Source organism: Gordonia sp. 852002-10350_SCH5691597 (assembly GCF_001665715.1).
GTDB classification, from domain to species: domain Bacteria; phylum Actinomycetota; class Actinomycetes; order Mycobacteriales; family Mycobacteriaceae; genus Gordonia; species Gordonia sputi.
Map to the genome: position 1 here is coordinate 1 of NZ_LZMO01000007.1, position 18,668 is coordinate 18,668.

Annotated in this window: 20 protein-coding genes and 1 pseudogene; 13 read left to right on the forward strand and 8 right to left on the reverse strand. The window is 65.1% G+C overall.

Annotated elements, in window-relative coordinates; genetic code table 11:
* Positions 1 to 37: 37 nt before the first annotated feature.
* Positions 38 to 505: pseudogene (locus A5777_RS00455) on the forward strand (PPOX class F420-dependent oxidoreductase); the annotation flags it as partial.
* A gap of 63 nt (positions 506 to 568) precedes the next feature.
* Here the strand turns inward: A5777_RS00455 and A5777_RS00460 are convergent.
* Entirely contained in the window at positions 569 to 1,141 is a 573-nt protein-coding gene (locus tag A5777_RS00460) for a type 1 glutamine amidotransferase domain-containing protein (protein WP_064861262.1), read from the reverse strand.
* A 104-nt stretch (positions 1,142 to 1,245) separates the two neighbouring features.
* Between A5777_RS00460 and A5777_RS00465 the strand changes: the two genes are divergently transcribed.
* Entirely contained in the window at positions 1,246 to 2,346 is a 1,101-nt protein-coding gene (locus A5777_RS00465) for an NAD(P)/FAD-dependent oxidoreductase (RefSeq protein ID WP_064861263.1), read from the forward strand.
* A 175-nt stretch (positions 2,347 to 2,521) separates the two neighbouring features.
* On the opposite strand, the gene A5777_RS00470 is transcribed toward A5777_RS00465, so the two are convergent.
* The 3 genes from A5777_RS00470 to A5777_RS25140 form a co-directional block, all read right to left on the reverse strand.
* Complete coding sequence (locus A5777_RS00470; RefSeq protein ID WP_064861264.1) at positions 2,522 to 4,129, reverse strand: HNH endonuclease signature motif containing protein; 1,608 nt, start codon at positions 4,127 to 4,129, stop codon at positions 2,522 to 2,524.
* A gap of 113 nt (positions 4,130 to 4,242) precedes the next feature.
* Complete coding sequence (locus tag A5777_RS00475) at positions 4,243 to 4,803, reverse strand: AAA family ATPase (RefSeq protein ID WP_064861265.1); 561 nt, start codon at positions 4,801 to 4,803, stop codon at positions 4,243 to 4,245.
* A gap of 48 nt (positions 4,804 to 4,851) precedes the next feature.
* Entirely contained in the window at positions 4,852 to 5,493 is a 642-nt protein-coding gene (locus A5777_RS25140; protein WP_231894791.1) for a TetR/AcrR family transcriptional regulator, read from the reverse strand.
* Between A5777_RS25140 and zapE the strand changes: the two genes are divergently transcribed.
* Positions 5,434 to 6,027: an AFG1/ZapE family ATPase gene (gene zapE / locus A5777_RS00485; RefSeq protein WP_231894895.1), complete on the forward strand. Its 594-nt coding sequence runs from the start codon at positions 5,434 to 5,436 to the stop codon at positions 6,025 to 6,027. The genes A5777_RS25140 and zapE overlap by 60 nt on opposite strands.
* Here the strand turns inward: zapE and A5777_RS00490 are convergent.
* Complete coding sequence (locus A5777_RS00490) at positions 6,006 to 6,866, reverse strand: ribokinase (protein ID WP_064861267.1); 861 nt, start codon at positions 6,864 to 6,866, stop codon at positions 6,006 to 6,008. The genes zapE and A5777_RS00490 overlap by 22 nt on opposite strands.
* Before the next feature lie 66 nt (positions 6,867 to 6,932).
* Between A5777_RS00490 and A5777_RS00495 the strand changes: the two genes are divergently transcribed.
* Positions 6,933 to 8,015 (forward strand): alpha/beta hydrolase, encoded by a 1,083-nt coding sequence (locus tag A5777_RS00495; RefSeq protein ID WP_005203307.1) that lies wholly within the window; start codon positions 6,933 to 6,935, stop codon positions 8,013 to 8,015.
* Positions 8,016 to 8,017: 2 nt separating this feature from the next.
* Here A5777_RS00495 and A5777_RS00500 read toward each other — a convergent pair whose 3' ends face one another.
* Positions 8,018 to 9,718, reverse strand: a complete 1,701-nt coding sequence (locus A5777_RS00500) for an FAD-dependent oxidoreductase (RefSeq protein WP_039854707.1) — start codon at positions 9,716 to 9,718, stop codon at positions 8,018 to 8,020.
* A gap of 90 nt (positions 9,719 to 9,808) precedes the next feature.
* On the opposite strand from A5777_RS00500, the gene A5777_RS00505 reads away from it, so the two are divergent.
* From A5777_RS00505 to A5777_RS00540, 8 genes are all read left to right on the forward strand, one after another.
* Positions 9,809 to 10,129: a hypothetical protein gene (locus A5777_RS00505; protein WP_005203304.1), complete on the forward strand. Its 321-nt coding sequence runs from the start codon at positions 9,809 to 9,811 to the stop codon at positions 10,127 to 10,129.
* A gap of 3 nt (positions 10,130 to 10,132) precedes the next feature.
* Positions 10,133 to 11,443: an NAD(P)/FAD-dependent oxidoreductase gene (locus tag A5777_RS00510; protein ID WP_005203301.1), complete on the forward strand. Its 1,311-nt coding sequence runs from the start codon at positions 10,133 to 10,135 to the stop codon at positions 11,441 to 11,443.
* Position 11,444: 1 nt separating this feature from the next.
* Positions 11,445 to 12,317 carry a DMT family transporter gene (locus A5777_RS00515; protein WP_005203298.1) on the forward strand — a complete coding sequence of 291 codons (873 nt, stop codon included), beginning with the start codon at positions 11,445 to 11,447 and terminating at the stop codon, positions 12,315 to 12,317.
* 11 nt (positions 12,318 to 12,328) lie between these two features.
* Positions 12,329 to 12,742, forward strand: coding sequence for a CoA-binding protein (locus A5777_RS00520; protein ID WP_039854736.1), 414 nt, complete (start codon positions 12,329 to 12,331; stop codon positions 12,740 to 12,742).
* Complete coding sequence (locus tag A5777_RS00525; RefSeq protein WP_005203295.1) at positions 12,742 to 13,485, forward strand: hypothetical protein; 744 nt, start codon at positions 12,742 to 12,744, stop codon at positions 13,483 to 13,485. Before A5777_RS00520 ends, A5777_RS00525 begins: the two co-directional genes overlap by 1 nt.
* A gap of 81 nt (positions 13,486 to 13,566) precedes the next feature.
* Entirely contained in the window at positions 13,567 to 14,019 is a 453-nt protein-coding gene (locus A5777_RS00530) for a MarR family winged helix-turn-helix transcriptional regulator (RefSeq protein WP_051993741.1), read from the forward strand.
* 33 nt (positions 14,020 to 14,052) lie between these two features.
* Entirely contained in the window at positions 14,053 to 15,018 is a 966-nt protein-coding gene (locus tag A5777_RS00535; protein ID WP_005203293.1) for an isopenicillin N synthase family dioxygenase, read from the forward strand.
* Positions 15,019 to 15,069: 51 nt separating this feature from the next.
* Complete coding sequence (locus A5777_RS00540) at positions 15,070 to 15,552, forward strand: hypothetical protein (RefSeq protein WP_005203292.1); 483 nt, start codon at positions 15,070 to 15,072, stop codon at positions 15,550 to 15,552.
* A gap of 2 nt (positions 15,553 to 15,554) precedes the next feature.
* Here the strand turns inward: A5777_RS00540 and A5777_RS00545 are convergent, their stop codons facing one another.
* Positions 15,555 to 16,079: a DUF1697 domain-containing protein gene (locus A5777_RS00545; RefSeq protein WP_064861268.1), complete on the reverse strand. Its 525-nt coding sequence runs from the start codon at positions 16,077 to 16,079 to the stop codon at positions 15,555 to 15,557.
* A 61-nt stretch (positions 16,080 to 16,140) separates the two neighbouring features.
* Positions 16,141 to 17,286 carry a citrate/2-methylcitrate synthase gene (locus tag A5777_RS00550; RefSeq protein WP_064861270.1) on the reverse strand — a complete coding sequence of 382 codons (1,146 nt, stop codon included), beginning with the start codon at positions 17,284 to 17,286 and terminating at the stop codon, positions 16,141 to 16,143.
* A gap of 54 nt (positions 17,287 to 17,340) precedes the next feature.
* Here A5777_RS00550 and A5777_RS00555 point away from each other — a divergent pair, with 54 nt between their 5' ends.
* Positions 17,341 to 18,570 (forward strand): citrate synthase, encoded by a 1,230-nt coding sequence (locus tag A5777_RS00555; RefSeq protein WP_064861269.1) that lies wholly within the window; start codon positions 17,341 to 17,343, stop codon positions 18,568 to 18,570.
* The last annotated feature ends 98 nt before the right edge of the window (positions 18,571 to 18,668 follow it).

Consider the following 18,668-nt stretch of genomic DNA (forward strand, 5'->3'; position numbering starts at 1 on the left):
GTCGCAATGTTTCGGGCCATGACCCGACACTACGACCGCCGACGCCGTCGATCACAGCGCACTCCTCGAGTTCCTCCGCCCGCGACACCGCATGTTGCTGGCCACCCAGCGACGTGACGGCTCACCTCAGCTTTCACCGGTGACCGGCGGGGTCGACGACGAGGGACGGATTGTCATCGCGACGTACCCCGGGCGGGCCAAGACGTCGAATGCCAGGCGGAACCCCGACGTCAGCGTGTGTGTCGTGTCCGATGAATGGAACGGGCCGTGGGTACAGGTCAACGGCACCGCCGAGGTGTTCGACATGCCTGAGGCGGAGGATGTCCTCGTCGACTACTTCCGCTCGATCTCGGGTGAGCACCCCGACTGGGAGGAGTACCGCGCCGCGATGCGGGTGCAGAAGAAGTCGCTCATCCGCATCACGCCGACGTCGTGGGGCCCGGTCGCCACCGGCGGCTTTCCCGCCGACATCGCAGCTGAACTCGACGACCGGGAGGGGAAGTAGGTCGGAAGTCGCAGGCCTTCTGTTCGGGCTTTCGACCGGTTACCGGCACAAAGCCCGAACAGATCATCGGTTCGACACCTTGCTCCGGCCGAACTCGGCGACCAGTGCAGCGTCGAAGACCGCGAGGTCGTCGGGCTTGCGGCTCGTGATGAGGGTGTTGGGGCCGTCGCGGTCGACGACCAACTCCTCGTCGACCCAGGTGGCGCCCGCGTTGCGGATGTCGGTCTGCAGGCTCGGCCACGACGTGAGCGTGCGACCGCGTACGACGTCGGCTTCGACGAGCGTCCACGGTGCGTGGCAGATCGCCGCGACGGGCTTGCCCGCGTCGAAGAAACCCTTCGCGAAGGCGACGGCCGAAGCGTCGGTACGCAAAAAATCGGGATTGGCAACGCCGCCGGGTAGCACTAGTGCGTCGAAGTCGGCTGCGCTGACCGAATCGGTTGTCGCGTCGACGCTGAACTTGTCGGCGGCGTCGAGGTGGTTGAATGCCTGCACTTCGCCGTCGCTGGTGGATACGAGTTTCGGTGTGCCGCCGGTTTCTTCGACGGCGCGCCACGGTTCGGTGAGCTCCACCTGCTCGATACCCTCCGGTGCGACCAGAAAGGCGACGGTGATTCCGTTGAGTTCGTCTGCCATGTGACACGATTCCTCTCGTTTGTCATCCCCTACTTCGACCGTACGCGTCGATATCGCTACGCCGATCCGCACGCGGATGCGCAGGACAGACGTACGGTGAAGGCATGGCACTGACGTCAGACGTTGCAGTGATAGGCGCCGGGATCATCGGACTCTCGACTGCATATCAGCTCGCCCAACAGGGATCGACCGTCACTGTGTACGAGACCGGAACACCGGGATTCGGCCAGTCGGCCGGGCAGTCACGGATCTTCCGGCACGCGCACGACGACCCGCGCCTCGTCGAACTCGCTGTGCGCGCTCGAGCGCACTGGCGCCGATGGGAAGACGAACTCGGCGCGCCGTTGGTGTCCGGCGACGGTGGTCTCGCTCTCGGGGACACAGCAGTGCGGAGATTGCCTGCGATGCAACAGTATTCGGAGATCGGGGCGCGCGAGATCGATTCGGACGAGTTGCATTCGCTACTGCCGCAGTTGGCCGACTACGACGGCCCCGCGGTGTTCGATCCCGCCGCGGGCTCCATCCACACACGCACGGCCATCGAACTGCTCAGTCAGAGTTTGGGCGATCGTGTTGTGCGCGAACAGGTTATCTCGCTCAGGAGTGTCGACGACAGCGTGCAGGTGCGGTGTCCTACACTGGTCGGCGATCACGGGGCGGCCGTCGTGTGTGCCGGTAGGGGCACGGCGGCGTTAGCCCGCTCGGTTGGCATCGAGATCCCGGTGCAACTCGGCGCACATGTGCGAGTGTCGTTCGCGGTGCGCGACTCCAGTATCGGTCGTCTGCCGACGTTGCAGGACGGTAGCGGGCAGTTCGGTTTCAGTGGAATTTACGCGGCCGCATACCCGGACCGTTCGGCTTATGGTCTGGGACTGTCGGATTCGGTCGATGCTGATTCTGACGGGACGATCGTCGACGGTGATACGCTCGCCCGCTTTGCCCACGACGCTCGCGCCTATGTGTCGCGCGCACTCCCAGGATTCGATTCGACGCCGACAGGCATCGTGCACTGTTGGGTCACCACGCTGCCGTGGGGCGACGACGGCGTCGGGATTTGGCAGAACGGACCGGTCCTGGCAGTCGCCGGACACAACCTGTTCAAGCACGCACCGACGATCGGCGAGACACTCGCGCTTGCCGTCGACGTGGGCTCGGTCCCCACTCCGTTCACCCCCGCCGACAAGCTGGGTGCGGCGCAGGGCTGACCGCGAAACGTCGGGGTGACGTGACGATATTCGCGGCTCACTTCCCCGGGTCCCTCGGGTGAGGTTACGAACGCTTCGGAATCGATGCCTCGCGCGACATCCATCCGCTGGAAGTGCACCTCCATTCCGGGCGTGACGTCAGCACGCCGCGACCGCTCAGATCACTGCATTGTGATCAGTAGGGAGGCGGGTTTTCTTCGTTCCACTTCTCTTCGGCGCGTGCGACTTTCGCGCGTCGTCGGGCGTGGATGGTGTCGATGGTTCGACGCGCGGGATGATCTGGTGGTTTGGCGGGGATGAGTTTGGGGAACAGATCGAGTCCGCCGAAGGCGTTGCCGACAAAGGTGTGCCCGGTGGGGGATACGAAGATCGCCGTTTGCAGGTCGAGTTGGTAGTCACGCCAGCGGCCGAACGTTTTGGTGCGGTGATGAAATCGGCACAGTGGTTTGAGGTTTGTGCGCACTGTCAACCCGCCGCTTGCCGGGTTGCGGTGGGAGAACGGGGTGCTGTGGTCGACGTCGGCCTGCCACACCGGGTTGGTGCAACCGGGGAACGTGCAGCACAGTTCACCCGAGCGGACCAGGGCGAGAAGCTTCTTGCTGGGCACGTAGCGCAGCGCCGAGCGGGCGGCCGCGGCGTGGTCGGGGTGCAGTGGATCGACGCTGCCGACGCCGGTGTCCAGGTAGTCGAATGCTGCGTCGACGGCCAACTCACGGACGGCGTCGGCGTCGATGACTCCGACACCATCGAGGTAGCCGGGCTGATCGTCCTGGCCGTCAAGGGTCGATTGATTTGCGACGACATGAATCATTGCGCGCGGACCCACCGGTGCTGGCATAGGCGTCGGGGTGGGTTCGGTGGTGTCGACGTCAGCGGCGTCGGGGCTGGTGCAGGTGTCGCATCGGCAGGCGAGGGTGGTGTCGCCGTTGGCGAATGCGGTCAGCGCATCGGCGCGACGCTGTGCATGCGTGCGGGGGTCGGCGTCGTGGACGCTGGCGGCGAGTTGGGTGAGGCGTTGGTCGATCAACGCGCCGGAGGCGGCGGGCACGGTGCCGGTCAGTCGGGATTGGCCGGGAGTCCACCGGTCGGGGCGGACCTGGACGTTGCGGTCGGCGTCGATGCGGGCACGACGTCGTTTGACGGCTTCGGCATCGACTTGGGCGACAACAGAATCGACGAGCGCAGCAAATCGTGTCGTTGACAGATGGTCACGGGCTGAGAGGGCGGCCGTGAGGCGGGCGTCGACCTCGTCGATGGTGTCGGGTCCGCACAGGCTGGTGCGCGCGACAGCGATGTGGAACCGCTGCAGGTCGATACGTCCGCAGGCGAGGAGTGAGGAGGTGTAGGGGAGTCGGTAGCGCAGGGCGTGGGCGTCGATGATCAACTCGCGTGCCCGGCCAGGCGGTATCGACAACACGGCGCCGACGTCGGCGATGGTGCGTTCCAACCCGTTGGGCCCGTACTGTGCGCGGGGGTTGTCGCCGGTCAGTCCTCGAGCAGCAAACTTGCGCACAGCTTCTGGTGAGTCTGCTTGGCCGTCGGTGAGTTCACCGATCTCGACGCCGTAGTCTTCTTCATGTTCCTCGTGGATGAGACTGATGGCCGTCAGTAGTCGAAACTGTGCAGAAGCAATGGTGGAGGCGCAGTGCGCAATCACCTCGACCAGATCGGTTTTCGACAGGGATTCGTCCTCGGCGACGCGAGCGAGCACCGGCGGCTGCGACGCGGGTGCGCCCGTGGCGTCGGCCGCGCCGGCCGGGTCGGAGAAGGTTTCCAAGGACATACATCGAACATACAGGCGAGGTCTGACAATTTTCGCTTCTTGCTCAGCGGGCTGTGGAGATCATCTGATGTAAAAGTCGCGCAACTAATTCCGAAGTCGGTCGGCATTCCGAATCAGAGCGATCGCAGAAGGTTCAGCTCGGCCAGTATCAGGTCGCAGCGTTCGGTGACGCCCACTTTCGGGAGAACGGTGATGCTGTAGCCGAGCCTTGCGTACGCGTCGAGCAAACGCGAGTATTCGTCAACGGCGTCTGCGAAATTCAGTTGGCGTTCTTCGTCATTGGCGTACAGCTCCGGCCACGGCGGCGTGAGGAAGATCCGCTGGTGATAACTCTGCAACTCATCGATCGAGCAGGCAGTTGGGCTCTCGTCATGACCGCCCTCGTAGTGACACAGTGCGGTGTCGGCGTCGACGAGGCCACGGTCGAAGAACACCCAGTCGTCACGATTGTGGTGGGCAAGGTCGGCTCGTGCCGTCTCGACGCAGCTGTGAGCGAAGCGAGCGGCGTCCACCCACGGCAACGCGCGACCGCCATTGGCGAGTTCGTCACGAACTATCCGTCTGCCCGGTTCCTCGACTGTGGTGAATCCGCGAGATGCCAAAGCCTCCAGCACAGTTGATTTGCCGCCGCCTGAGCATCCCGACAACACGACTGCACGCGACGGCGGCTGCATGCGCTTCTCCTTCTCTATCAGTGGCTGGCTAGACGGGTCCCGCGACGATCAGCCCGAGGCGCGGGTCATCTGCACAAGCATCCTCCCGATTGACTCTGGTACGGGCCGGACGCCGCTGGCTGCTTGACTCCGTAGTCCGAAGAGCGTGTCGAACACCATCCCGGATAGAAAGGTGATGAGGTCGGTGGCGTCGGCCGCGGGGTGGCGCGACCCCAACGCTGCGAGCAGAGAGGTGGCGCGCTCCAGCGAGAACAAGCATGAGCCGAGTTCTGTTCGCAGCGAATCGTTCTCACGAACTTCCGGCAGCAGAGCGAACATCGCGAGTGCATCGGCGCGGCGCGGGCCGTCGAAGGCCTCCAACTGCTCCGCGATGAACGCCGCTGCGGAGTCGGCAGTCAATTCTGCGGGCGGCCCAGCTCTGTCCATGGCTTCACGCGAGCGCTCGCGGACCCGTCCAATGGTCGCCGAGATCAGCGCCTCGCGCGTCCGGAAGTAGTACGACGTCGAGCCCTTCGGCAGTGCGGCCGCACGGTCGACGGCGCCGTGTGTCAGCGCGCGTGCGCCACCGTCGGCGTCGCCGACGCCATCTACCTCACCGCAACTCTTCGACGCATCGCCCGCGACGGGACACTGTTCATAGCGACGTCGAACTACCCCCCGCAACAACTGCTGCCAAACCCGTTGATGCACGACCGCTTTCAACAGGCGATCGATCTCATTGAGCGAGAGTATTCGGTGATCTGGATCGGGGAGGGCGACGACTACCGAAGGTGCAATGGCCCGATACGTCACGGCTTCGCATCCGGAACCTGGTCATCGACGGAGTCTGAGCAGATCACGCGGATGTTGCCCACACAAATCGATATGAACGGCCAGTCGGTCGCGGTTCTACACAACGCCACGGCGGCGGCAGTTGCGTTCGTCGAGCTCTGCGAGCGGCCGCTGGGGATGCGGGAGTACCTCGCGCTGACCGAGCGGTTCCGCGAGATCACTCTCCGCGACGTACCCGACCTCGCCCTCGTGGACCGAGAACCACTGCAGCGCTTGGGAAATCTGGTCGACATCTGTTGTGACCGGGACATCGTTCTCAACATTGTGTCTCAGGGAACTCCACGCGACATCCTCCGCGCGAAGCGGTCACCGCCCGATGCGGCCCGCACAATAAGCCGATTGTCGATGCTGCGGCCCACAGCCAACACGACTCATCTCGACGCGGAAACGTGATCGGCCGACGCCCTGTTCGCGGCGCGTGCGGCGTCGAGAAGCGTTGTGCCGTTGGCGAGATGCGCAACAAGCGTGCCCGCGAAGACATCGCCTGCACCCGTGGTGTCCACCACGTCGACCTGCGGAACGTCGAGGATGTCCAGCGATCCGCTCCCGGCGACCACCACGTCGTCGCCACCTCGCGTGATGATCACGGATCTGCTGATAGTCAACAACTTTCGCGCGAGGTCAGACGGCTCGGCATCCTCTGACAAATCTGCGTAGTACGCCGCCTCGATCTGATTGACGATCAGCGGGTCGGCTTCGGCGAGGATCGACGGGTCGACCGGTGCAGTCGGGCTGGGATTCAGGACGAATCGAATCTCGCTGTCTTGGCACCACGTCGCGGTTGCAGCGGTGACCTCGGTGGGCGATTCCAACTGCGTCATCACGACGGCGGGGCGCAGCGCGTCGAGTGCCGCGCCGACGTCGTCGGGGGTCAGTTGGCTGTTGGCGCCGGAGATCACGATGATGCTGTTGTCGCCATCCTCGTCGACCTCGATGACCGCATGGCCGCTGGTGCCCGATACCCGTCGCACGTACGTGACGTCGACGCCCACGTCGACGAGATCAGACACCAACCGGTCTCCAGCCGCATCGGTGCCCGTCGCACCCACCAGCGCGGTTGACGCGGCCGCGGCGGCGGCTCGTGCCTGATTGGCTCCTTTGCCGCCGGGACGCTCGGTCAACGACCGACCGAGGACCGTCTCACCGACGGCGGGTCTGTGGGCGAGTGTGACCACCAGGTCGAGATTCAACGTTCCGACGACCGCCACCACTCCTGAACCTGTTGCCTCCATACCCCGAGTATGCCGTTACGCCGGTCGCGTAGATTGCTGTTCGATCACCGAGATGGAGGAGAGCAGATGGCCGCGTCACGCTGGAAACGAGTGCAGACACTGGCACGCATCCTCGGCGGACATCAGGTTGCACCAGACACCGAGACCCCTCACGTCACCTTCTTCGACGATCCGCAGCGCACGCTGCGTCGCTACGGCACCGCCGAGCAGGTTTCCGCCGCCCGCGCATCAGGCAGGCCGCCGATCCTGCTGGTCCCGCCGCTCGCGGTGCCTGCTCGCTGCTACGACCTCGGGCCGGGGCAATCGGCAGTCGAGCATCTCCTCGCCGCGGGACGCATCCCGTACGTCGTCGACTTCGGCGACGTCGGGCAGGCACACCGGCAGGTCGGCTTCGAGACCTACTTCGACGACATCGTTCCGCAGGCGATCGACCGAGTGCTCACCGACTACTCCGCCGATGAGGTCGACGTCGCCGCGTGGAGCCTGGGCGGGACCGTGTCGCTCCTGATGATCGCGGCGCACCCAGACCTGCCGGTGCGCTCGATCACCGCGATCGGTACACCGCTCGACTACGACGCCGTGACGCCGTACCCGCTCGTCAAACGGGTCATGCAACCGGTCGGCGGTGTGCCGATCACGGGCGCGCTCAAGGTGATGGGCGGCATTCCCGCGCCACTGGTGCGTATCGCCTACCGCGCGCTGGCCGCCGACCGCGAACTCAAGAAGCCGCTCTACATCCTGCGCAACGCAGACGACCACGAGGCGCTCGCTCGCATGCAGGTCATCGACCGATTCCAGAACGCCATGCCGGGCTATGCGGGCAAGGTGTCGCTACAGATGTGGGAGAACTTCGTCTACCGCGACGAATTAGCTTCGGGTGTAGTCGATTTCGATGGTCGCATTGTCGATCTGACGACGATCCGCAAGCCCATCCAACTCTTCGGCAGCCACCGCGACGCCATCGCGAGCTGGGAAGCCGCTCACCACGGCGTCGAACTTCTCAGCGGCTCAACCGACGTGCACTTCCAGACCGTCGAGACCAGTCATCTCGGCCTGATCGCAGGCGACGCCGCTGCGGAACAGACGTGGCCGCGCGTCGAAGAGTTCCTCGACGAGCTCGACACACGAGAAGTGCTGCAGCACAAGTGACGTCAGCTCTCGGCTGATGCTGTCCGCCGAGCGGCCAACCACGCGTGCACCATCGGGACGGCGCTTGCTCCCTCGCCACTCGATGCGGCGACACGCTTCATCGACTGTGCCCTGATGTCGCCCGCGGCGAAAACCCCTGCGACACTTGTGGCGAGATTCGGTGGCGGGAGTTCGCCGGGCCACTGATCCTTCGGAACGTCGCGTCCGGTCAGTACGAAGCCGCGATCGTCGAGCGCAATCGTGTCGGGCAGCCAGTCGCAATGCGGTTCGGCACCGATCAGCAAGAACAGTCCGCCTGCGCTCACCCGCTCGCTGGCGCGAGTGACGGTGTCGCACAACTCCAGCCATTCGAGTTGGCCATCGCCACCGCCGTCGATGACCTCGGTGGTACCACGCACATCGATCCGCGGGTGATACGCGATCTCCCCGATCAGATACTGCGACATCGTCTCGGTGAGGTCTGACCGTCGAATCAGAATCGTCACCGAGCGCGCGAAGCGGGCGAGATGAATCGCGGCCTGCCCGGCAGAATTTCCACCACCGACGACGAACACGTCGCGCCCGTCCATCTCGCGTGCCGCGGACATTCCCGCACCGTAGTTCACACCCGACCCGACAAGCGATTCCAGCGATTCGACGCCCAGCCGTCGATACGCGACACCGCTCGCGATGAGCACACTCCTCGCAAGCACGTCGCCACCCTCGGTGCAGAGGCGATGCGGTGCATCGTCGACGCCGAGTCGCAGTTCGTCGACAGGCCACCCGGAGTAGAAGCGCGCACCGAAACGTGTTGCCTGCGTACGTGCACGCTGCGCGAGACGCATCCCCGAGATGCCACGCGGGAAGCCTAGGTAGTTGCGGATCATCGAACTCGTACCAGCTTGTCCCCCAACGACATCGGATTCCAGAACCACCGTCGACAAGCCCTCCGACGCGCCGTACACGGCGGCCGCGAGTCCCGCGGGTCCTGCGCCGACGATCGCCAGATCGACGACCTCGTCCTCGTCCACATCCGATGGCCGTCCGAAGATGAGCGCCGATACGTCGCGTGGCGTGCCCGGTGAGATCACACGGTTGCGCAACTTCGGGGCCATGGACTGGACGAGCGGAAACCGAACCGGTGCGCCACCCGAGTCGTACAGCGCGAGCGCCGCCTGCCCCTCGACACTGTCGCTGGAGTACATCCGATTGGGCATCCCCATGCGGTCGAGGAGGTCTCGGATGCCCAGCGTGAGCGCCGACGACGAGTCGCTGATGACGCGAACGGAGTCGACGACCGGGGTCGCGACGGTCGCACCCCAGTCGGACAGCATCTCGGTGATCGCGTAGTGGAATTCCTCGTCGCGAGCGCCACGCGGCATCAGCAGAAAGGTGTCGAACTTGCCTTTCGCGAGGGCGGGTCGCAGCATCTCGATGTGGGTGCCGAAGTTCTCCCACGAGATGATGACGACGCGTTTGGCCGTCGGCACGATGGAACGAAAAGTGCTCAGCGCCTCGAACACCGACATGTCCGGCAACTCGGACTCCACGACGATCTGCGCCACCGGAACCCCGTCGCCCACAAGGCTGCCGAGGAGCACTATCGCTCCGACCCCCGACTCCGCACACTCGATGCGATAGTCGCGGAGATACCGACCGAACTCACCGCGAAGTTGCTCTGAGTGGCCGGACGACACGAGCACGATTGCGGGTTGATCACCCATAACTCCAGTGTGGCAGGAAAAGGCGCGGTGGAGTGGAGACTGAAGGCGCAACCACGCAACCGCGCGGAATAGATTGCTAGGCTGACCGGCATGCATGTGGATCCCACTGTCGGTGTCGCCAGCGCTGGCTTGATCGGCGGATATGCGACCGCGCGGTACACCGGCAAACGTCCTCTCGGGGGCGTGGTCCTCGGCCTGGCGGGCGCCTGGTGCACGCGGCAGTGGCTGAGCCGGGGGCCCGGACCCGCCGCCGGACTTCTCACGGGCTACCTCGCGGCGTTCGGGCTCTCGCACCCACTCGCCAAGAAGATCGGCGCATGGCCGTCGGTCTTCGCGGTGACCGGGGCATTCGGCGCCGCGACGTGCGCCGTCACCTCCCGTACCGCCGCCACCTCTAGTGCGGGAGCCTGAAGTATGGCGTCCAAGCCGCACGTGGTGATCATCGGAGCCGGATTCGCCGGCGTACACGCCGCTCGGCGACTCAAGAAGGAGCCGGTCTCGGTCACCGTCATCGACCGTGGCACCAGCCACCTCTTCCAGCCGCTGCTCTACCAGTGCGCAACCGGCATCCTCTCGGAAGGCGCGATCACCAGCCCCATCAGGCATCTGCTTCGACGCCAGCGCAATGTCAACGTGGTGCTCGGCGAGGCCGACGATATCGACGTCGCGGCAAAGGTTCTCACCATTCTCGGGGCCGACGGCAGTCCCACGACGATCAGCTACGACTACCTCGTCGTCGGGACCGGCATGCGTACCGCGTATCACGGCTGCGACGACGCGATCGAGAACTCGATCGGCATGAAGACACTCGACGACGCACTTGCGATTCGACGACAAGTGTTGGGCGCCTTCGAGATTGCCGAGACTCTCACCGATCCCGACGAGCGTCGGGCATGGCTCACGTTCGCTGTCGCGGGCGCCGGCCCAACCGGCGTCGAAATTGCCGGGCAGATACGCGAATTGGCGACGCTCTCACTCGGACGAGAGTTCGACTCCATCGATCCCACCGAAGCCCGGGTGCTCCTGTTCCACGGGTCTGATCGTGTCTTGCCCTCGTTCAGTGAGTCATTGTCGAAGCGGGCGCAGCGCACCCTCGACAAGATCGGCGTCGAAACCCATCTCGGTGTCCACGTCGTCGACGTCGGCGAGGACACAGTTCAGACCAAGGACAAGAAGACCGGCGAACTCACGACATTCGAAGCCAGAACGACGTTGTGGACCGCAGGAGTCGAGGCCGTCCCGTTCGCACGGACTCTCGCCAAGGCGCTCGGCGTCGAGCAGGATCGTTCTGGGCGGATTCCGGTGCGCGACGACCTCTCCGTCGAGGGGCATCCCGACGTGTTCGTCGCGGGCGACACGTCGTCGTTGAACAACCTGCCCGGTGTGGCCGAGGTGGCCATGCAGGGTGGACGTCACGTGGGTGGCGTGATCGCGGATCTCGTTGCGGGACAATCGGAACGTAAGCCGTTCACGTATCACGACCTCGGGAATGCCGCCTACATCGCGCGACGCAATGCCATTGTGCAGAGCGGTCCGCTGGAGATGTCGGGAACCTTGGGCTGGCTCGCGTGGGGAGTGATCCACGTGGCTTTCCTCGCAGGCGTTCGGAATCGGATGGGCGCAATGGTGACCTGGTCTGCAACGCTGATCACGGGCACTCGAAGCGAACGAGCCATCACCTACGGCGACCCTCGCAGAGCGCATCAGCCCTACCCCGACGAATGACATGTACATCATCGGCATCGTCGCGGCTTGCCTTGCAGCACTGGCATACGGACTTTCGACAGTCCTGCGTGCCAAAGGGGCACAAGAGGCGGCACAGGACTCCGGCAACAGCGGATCGGCGAGCGGTGCACTAGCGGCGTTGCGCAATCCGACGTTTCTCCTCGGCACACTGACCGTGATGCTCGGATTCGTCGGCGGAGCGGTCGCGGCGCGTTTCCTGCCGCTGTTCCTCGCGCAGTCGATCGTGGCGGGCAACCTCATCGTGACGGCGCTGTTGGGCACGGTGATGCTCCACACCGCGCTGCACGCCAAGGACTGGGCGGCGATACTCCTCGTCGTATTCGCACTGTGCGTACTGGGCGCATCGGCGTCGAAGGAGGCGTCGACACACGCCGACATGATGTTCCACTGGGCGCTCTTCGCGGTCACCACCGCGGTTGCCGTCTTCGGCGTCGCGGTCATGCGGATACTCGGAAGCCGCGGAGCCATCTTCGGCGGCGCAATCGCGGGTCTCATGTACGGCGCGCTGGCAGTTGCGGTGCGCGTGCTCGACGGCGTCTCCCCGTTCGACCCCCTCACGGTGCTGAAAGATCCGGCGGCGTGGACCATCGCGATCGCGGGTGCCATGGCGTTCTACATCCAGACCCTTGCGCTGCAGATCGGACCGGTCAACGCCGTCACCGCGGTGCTCGTCGTCGGAGAGACGGGTCTTCCCGCCATCGTCGGCGTGGTGTTCCTCGGCGACAAAGCCGTCGACGGATTGGGGTGGCTCGCGGCCGTCGGCTTCGTGTGCGCCATCATCGGGGCGTCGCTGGTTGCGTGGTTGACAAGCGAGGAAGGCGAGCAGCCCGCCGCGCAGGGAGCGCACACCTAGACTTGGACACCATGAGCACCGATGATGTCGCCGAACAGATCCTGCGCACCTTCGACACGATCACGGTCGTCGGGGCCAGCGCCAACCCCGCCAAGCCGTCGAACGGGGTTCCCGCGCTGATGAAGTCGCTGGGCTGGCGCATCATTCCGGTCAATCCCACTGCCGAGACGATTGTCGGGGAGACCGTCTACCCGACCCTCGCCGACGTTCCGGAGCAGGTCGATTTCGTCGACGTCTTCCGCCCGTCGGCCGACTGCCCGCAGATCGCCCGTGAAGCCGTCGCCGCGGGCGCGAAGGCGCTCTGGTTGCAGTTGGGGATCACGTCTCCGGAGGCGCGCGCGATCGCCGAGGAAGCCGGCCTGCTCTACGTCGAGGATCGCTGTCTCAAGATCGAGCAGCAGCGCACCGGGATCACTCCGAAGTAATGAACCACGGTCCGGCGGGACTACCACTGGCGCTGCTCTTCGTGGCGTTTCTGCTGACGTTCGTCATCACCCGCGTCATCACCCGCCTGATCCGCGCGGGTAGAGGACCGTTCCGCAACAATGTCTCCGGCGGCGTGCACATCCATCACGCGGTACCCGGGATCATCCTGTTGATCATCGGCGCCATCACCTCCGTGGCCGCCGACGGCACCGCGCCCGCCGGGGAGATCGCGGCAGTGCTCATCGGTATCGGGGCGTCGTTGGTGCTCGACGAGTTCGCGATGATCCTGCACATGCAGGACGTGTACTGGTCGCGTGAGGGACAACTCTCGGTGCAGGTGGTTGCCCTCACGGTGGCGGCACTCGGGCTCCTGCTGCTCGGTCTCAATCCCGTCACCACCGACGACGACGAATCGGCGCGGTTCGGCGCAGGCCATCTCGTCATTCTCGTGGTACTCGTCGTGCACATCGGCGTGCTGCTTGTCTGCGTGGCCAAGGGCAAGTATTCGACGGCGGTGATCGGCGCCTACCTCCCGCCGGTCGCGTGGATCGGCGCAATTCGGTTGGCGCGCCCCGGTTCTCGATGGGCACGCAAACACTATTCGAAGGCAAAACAGAACCGAGCCACGTATCGCGCCGAGCATTTCGACGCGCGGTTCGGCTCCTACGGACTCAAGCTTGCCGACCTTGTAGCGGGCAGGCCGTCGCAGCCCGACCCCGACGCGCCGAGCACCGCCACCTGAGCGCCTCGCCAATCGATAGCGAACGATTGAATATGACACACTGAATACGTGAGTTCGCAGGACACGGCCAATCCGCACGACATGGGCATCAATCCGCTGCTCCTGGAGCGGCAGGTCTGTTTCGCGTTGGCCGTGGCGAATCGTTCGGTGCTGCGCATCTATCGCCGACTGCTCGAGCCGCTCGGCCTGACGCATCCGCAGTATCTGGTCATGCTCGCGCTCTGGGAATCGGAACCGAGGGCGGTCAAAGAGATTGGCGCGGTGCTTCAGCTCGACTCCGCCACGCTCTCACCGCTGCTCAAGCGACTCGAACAACAGCAGCTCATCGTGAGACGACGTCGCGGCGACGACGAGCGCAACGTCGACGTCGAACTCACGTCGTCGGGGCGTGCTCTGCGTGAGCAGGCGTTGTCGATTCCCGGAGCCGTCGTCGATGCGCTGGGCGTCGAGCTGGCTGATCTCGAAGAGCTGCACGCAGTGTTGACCCGCGTCAACACTGCCGCGGTCGCGGCGGCGAGGGTGCCGAGCGCGTAGGAGCCGAATTGCGCTCGGGTAGATAATGGACCGATGGGTCTACCGATCATCGACCTCTCCACGGCAGCTTCCGATCCCGTGGGATTCGAATCCGCGCTCCTCGACGCGACGCACCGAGTCGGCTTCTTCTACCTCGTCGGACACGGCGTCCCGCAACAGCAGATCGACGAGATCTTGGCTCTGGCCAGGCGTTTCTTCGCGCTTCCCGCGCAAGCCAAGGAGGAGATCAGCCAACTCGAGAGCCCTCACTTCCGCGGTTACTCGCGCCTCGGCGGAGAACTCACCAACTCGCAGGTCGACTGGCGCGAACAGATCGACATCGGCCCCGAGCGCGACGTGATCGAGAACGCTCAGGGATATTGGAATCTGCAGGGGCCGAACCTGTGGCCGTCTGCCCTTCCGGAGCTGCGTCCCGCGTTCGAAAAGTGGGACGCAGCGCTGTCGGGGGTCGGGCTCGAGCTGTTGCGTCACTGGGCGCACGCACTCACCGGCGACGCGACCGTCTTCGACGACGCCTTCGCGACGGCACCGGCCACCCTGATCAAGGTGGTGCGCTATCCGGGCACCACCCAGACATCGCAAGGCGTTGGCGCACACAAGGATTCAGGCGTTCTGACACTGCTGCTCGTCGAACCGGATTCGACAGGCCTGCAGGTCGAGGCGGGCGCAGACGAGTGGATCGACGCGCCGCCGCTCGAGGGCGCCTTCATCGTCAACATCGGAGAACTGCTCGAGGTCGCGACGGGGGGCTTCCTGCGGGCGACGCGACATCGGGTGCTCGCCCCGGCGCCGGGCACCGATCGGATCTCGATCCCCTACTTCCTCAATCCGGCGCTCGACGCCCGGGTCCCGACGCTCGCCCTCCCGCCCGACCTCGCGCAACTCTCACGCGGTGTCGAAGAGGATCCGGCCAATCCGCTCTACTCGACGTACGGCGAGAACGCGTGGAAGTCGAGGACACGCGCGCATCCCGACGTCGCGGCGCGTCACCACGGCTAAGGTCGGACTTATGTCCGTGTCGGGTGAGGTGTCGGTGCAGGGAGTCCAGTCATGAACGCGGTCGCGTGGATCGTCATCATCGTGACCATCGTGGTCGCGTTGATCATTCTGGCGGGAGCGGCGTGGTTCGCCGTCGACTCCGACAAGCGGGTTCGACGCTTCGCCCGCTCCAACGACCTCATCCCCGGCCAGCCGAGCCGCGCCCCGGATGACTGGACGACGTCGACCTCGCGGGAGGCTCGGATGCACCGTCGAATCCGCTACGCGATTGCCGACGTGCACCAGAACCCGTGGATCGCCAACGACGCCGGCCTGGTGGCCGAGCGCGACCGCCTCGACGCAGCCGTGTTCGACTTGGACGACAAGCTCATTCACGCCTCGACGCTCCCCGAGGAGGGGCGGGAGTCGGAGCTCGAAGCGATCGATGCCGCCATCGTCGAACTCGAGGAACTACCGAAGAAGCTGTGGGAGACGCCCGCCGAGCAGCAGCGCAGCGATATCGACGCCGCGATCAGCACCATCGGGCGCGTGTGATCTCAGGCGGTCAACTCGATCAGCTTGCGGACGGTGCGTAGGTTGCGACCCGTGCCCTGTACGCCGAGTCCTCGGGCGACCACGGGTGCCGTCAGCTTCGAGGTGCCTGCGCCCTCTGCGTAGCGGATGTGCAGGTCGGAGCCGACGACCTCACAAAGATCATTGCCGAAGTCCTTGTCCGAGAACGCTTTCAATCGATCCTCCGGTGGCGCGTCGACCAGAAAGTAGACGTAGGAGAACTTCTCGTCGACGACATCGAAAGGGTGGATGTCGAGAGCGGTCACGAGCTCGTCGCGGGAACGACTGATCACTTCACGGAAGAATCCGTAGCGCTGCTCGATTGCAGCCTCGAGTGCTCTGTCGAAATGGTTCGATGCCGCGGGTGGCGTGCAGATCAGGTTGCCAGAAGCTATGTACGTCGAGATGTCGGTTGCCCCGAGATCGGCTGCGATGCTGCGTAATTCCTTCATCGGAACTTTCGCGCCTCCGACGTTGATGGCTCTGATCAGCACTGCTCGACGTGTCATGTGTACAGTGTCGCACCGACTCTGGTGCGCGAGTAAGCGTCGTTGGTCCTGACCTGAGCGTTCAGATCACGAGTGGCCGCTCGGGTGGTGGCGGACCGACATAGCGAGCGGCGGGCCGAATGATCTTGCGGCTGTTCGCCTGTTCGAGGATGTTGGCACACCACCCGACCGTGCGGCTCACCGCGAAGGTCGGCGTGAACATCGAGCGTGGAATGCCGCAGGCGTCCATCACCACGCCGGCGTAGAACTCGACGTTGGCGTAGCGCGGGTGGTCGGGGTGCGCTTCGGCCAACGCCTGCACGATCGCCTGTTCCGCCGCGATCGCGGCGTCGACCGTCGGTCCGCCGAGACCTTGCGCGACCTCTCGCAACAGCACCGATCGCGGATCTTCGGTGCGGTAGACGGCGTGACCGAAACCCATGATCCGACGACGCTGCGCCACCTGCTCGCGCGCCCACGTCAGGGCGTCGCCATGGGCGACGATCTCGTCGAGGGAGTCGAGCGCGCGATCGGGGGCGCCGCCGTGTAACGGACCCGAGAATGCGCCGAGCGCGCCGCACAAGGCCGCGTGGACGTCGGCTCCTGTCGACGCGATGACACGCGCGGTGAAGGTCGAGGCGTTGAATCCGTGATCCATGGTCAGAATGAGGTACTGCTCGACGGCGCGGGCGTACTCCCGTGATGGCTCGGTGCCGGTGATGAGGTAGAGCCAGTTGGTTGCGACGCTCAGGTCGTCTCGCGGCGTAAGCGGCTCCTGGCCTGTGCGAATGCGGTGCAGCGCTGCGAGGATCGTCGGCGTGAGTGCGGTTGCCCGCAGAGCGTCGAATTGCCGCGCCTGCGCGTCGGAATCCCAGAGGGGCCGCACCCCGAAGGTGGGGCCGAGCGCCGACATCACCGTGCGCAGACCGGTCAGGAGTTCACGTTCTCCACCGAGCATTGCCGACGTCGCCAGGATGCCGGATATCTCGTCGGGGAGTGTCCGCAGCGCTCTGGTCGCCGCGACGAAGGAGCGCAACTCTGCCTCGTCGGGTAGACGCCCGTGCACGAACAGGAACCACACGTCGTCGAAGGTCTTGGTGCGCGCGAGGTCGAGCGCCGAGAATTCACGGTAGTGGTAGAAGCCCTCATCGCCACGGACATCGCCGATTTCGGTGTCGGCAACGACGACGTTCGCGAGGCCTGCGGGCGCGATCAGCACATCAGTCATGACTGCAACGATCACCCCTTGGTGCATCATCGTCAATGTTGATTCAATCAATATGTGCAACGCATTCATCGACGCCGCTGGCCGACCCCTGTGCACCATGACGGACGCGACTACTTGACGACAGCACAGGTCGCAAAGGTGTTGGGGGTCAAGACATCAACGGTCTACGCCTACGTCAGTCGTGGACGGTTGCAGAGTCAGCGGATCGACGGTGTCTCGGGGAGCGTGTTTCCGGTCGACGAGGTCGAGAAGTTGTTGACCGAAGGCCGTCCACGGCCGCCGGCGGGCGTCGTCGAACGCATCCGGACGCAACTGTCCTATCTGCACGACGACCGGCTGTACTACCGGGGACACGACGTCGGCGACCTGGCGCGGGACATGTCATTCGAGCAGGTGGCGGCACTGTTGTGGGAGCAATCGTGGCCAGATACTCCGCCAGGAGTGGTCGGCGATGTGCCGGGGCGAGTCGACGCCGCGCTTGGCCCGACCGCGCGGGGTCTTGATCGAATCCGGCTGATCGTCGACCTCCTCGGAGCCGACGACGCGCGCAGGCATCAACTCGATCCCGCAGCGGTGGCCGACAAGGCGGTGACGATTCTGGAGGCGATCGTCGGAACCGAAGTCGTCGACGATTCTCATGTCGGCGTTGATGGATTCGCGGCGCGGCTCTGGCCCCTTCTGTCAGACGAGCCCTTGACGCCGGAGCGGGTGGGGATGCTCAATGCGGCGCTCGTGCTGCTCGCCGACCACGATCTGTCCGCGGGAACGGTCGCAGCCCGCGTTGCGGCGAGCGCGAGGGGAAGCGTGTACGCGGTGATCAGTGCGGGCCTCGGCGCGTTCGACGGTCCGATGCACGGCGGCGCAACGACTTTCGCGTACCGGTTTCTTGCCCAAGCTCTCGACGATCCGGAGTCGGTTGTCGGTGAACGCTTGCGCATGGGCGATCGGATTCCGGGTACCGGGCATGTCGTCTACCGGCAGAGCGACCCGCGCGCGGTGACGTTGATGGAAATGCTGCGGGACGCGGGTGACGGGGACCCGCGTGTGATGAGAGCGGTGTCGAGTGTGATGGGTGCGCTGGGGTCGTCGACATTCGTCAACTCGGACTTCGCGTTGGCCGCGCTCGCCCTGAGCTATCGGATGCGCCCCGATGCCGCGGAGACGATCTTCGCCGTCGCGCGGATGGTCGGGTGGACCGCGCACGCGCTCGAGGAGTATGGCGAGAAGCGGCTGCGGTTTCGGCCCGAGGGCGTGTACACGGGCGTGCGGCCGGTGGGGGTGTGATCTCGACAAGCTCGATCAGCGGGAGGGCTCGACCAGCGGCGGGTGGTCTCGACAAGCTCGACCAGCGTGGTCTCGACAAGCTCGACCAGCGGAGGCTG

Bases quoted from the DNA above. Each gene is read 5' to 3' on its own strand.
- A5777_RS00460 (WP_064861262.1), bottom strand. From the start codon at position 1,141: ATGGCAGACGAACTCAACGGAATCACCGTCGCCTTTCTGGTCGCACCG.
- A5777_RS00465 (WP_064861263.1), top strand. From the start codon at position 1,246: ATGGCACTGACGTCAGACGTTGCAGTGATAGGCGCCGGGATCATCGGA.
- A5777_RS00470 (WP_064861264.1), bottom strand. From the start codon at position 4,129: ATGTCCTTGGAAACCTTCTCCGACCCGGCCGGCGCGGCCGACGCCACG.
- A5777_RS00475 (WP_064861265.1), bottom strand. From the start codon at position 4,803: ATGCAGCCGCCGTCGCGTGCAGTCGTGTTGTCGGGATGCTCAGGCGGC.
- A5777_RS00490 (WP_064861267.1), bottom strand. From the start codon at position 6,866: ATGGAGGCAACAGGTTCAGGAGTGGTGGCGGTCGTCGGAACGTTGAAT.
- A5777_RS00495 (WP_005203307.1), top strand. From the start codon at position 6,933: ATGGCCGCGTCACGCTGGAAACGAGTGCAGACACTGGCACGCATCCTC.
- A5777_RS00500 (WP_039854707.1), bottom strand. From the start codon at position 9,718: ATGGGTGATCAACCCGCAATCGTGCTCGTGTCGTCCGGCCACTCAGAG.
- A5777_RS00505 (WP_005203304.1), top strand. From the start codon at position 9,809: ATGCATGTGGATCCCACTGTCGGTGTCGCCAGCGCTGGCTTGATCGGC.
- A5777_RS00510 (WP_005203301.1), top strand. From the start codon at position 10,133: ATGGCGTCCAAGCCGCACGTGGTGATCATCGGAGCCGGATTCGCCGGC.
- A5777_RS00515 (WP_005203298.1), top strand. From the start codon at position 11,445: ATGTACATCATCGGCATCGTCGCGGCTTGCCTTGCAGCACTGGCATAC.
- A5777_RS00520 (WP_039854736.1), top strand. From the start codon at position 12,329: ATGAGCACCGATGATGTCGCCGAACAGATCCTGCGCACCTTCGACACG.
- A5777_RS00525 (WP_005203295.1), top strand. From the start codon at position 12,742: ATGAACCACGGTCCGGCGGGACTACCACTGGCGCTGCTCTTCGTGGCG.
- A5777_RS00530 (WP_051993741.1), top strand. From the start codon at position 13,567: ATGGGCATCAATCCGCTGCTCCTGGAGCGGCAGGTCTGTTTCGCGTTG.
- A5777_RS00535 (WP_005203293.1), top strand. From the start codon at position 14,053: ATGGGTCTACCGATCATCGACCTCTCCACGGCAGCTTCCGATCCCGTG.
- A5777_RS00540 (WP_005203292.1), top strand. From the start codon at position 15,070: ATGAACGCGGTCGCGTGGATCGTCATCATCGTGACCATCGTGGTCGCG.
- A5777_RS00545 (WP_064861268.1), bottom strand. From the start codon at position 16,079: ATGACACGTCGAGCAGTGCTGATCAGAGCCATCAACGTCGGAGGCGCG.
- A5777_RS00550 (WP_064861270.1), bottom strand. From the start codon at position 17,286: ATGACTGATGTGCTGATCGCGCCCGCAGGCCTCGCGAACGTCGTCGTT.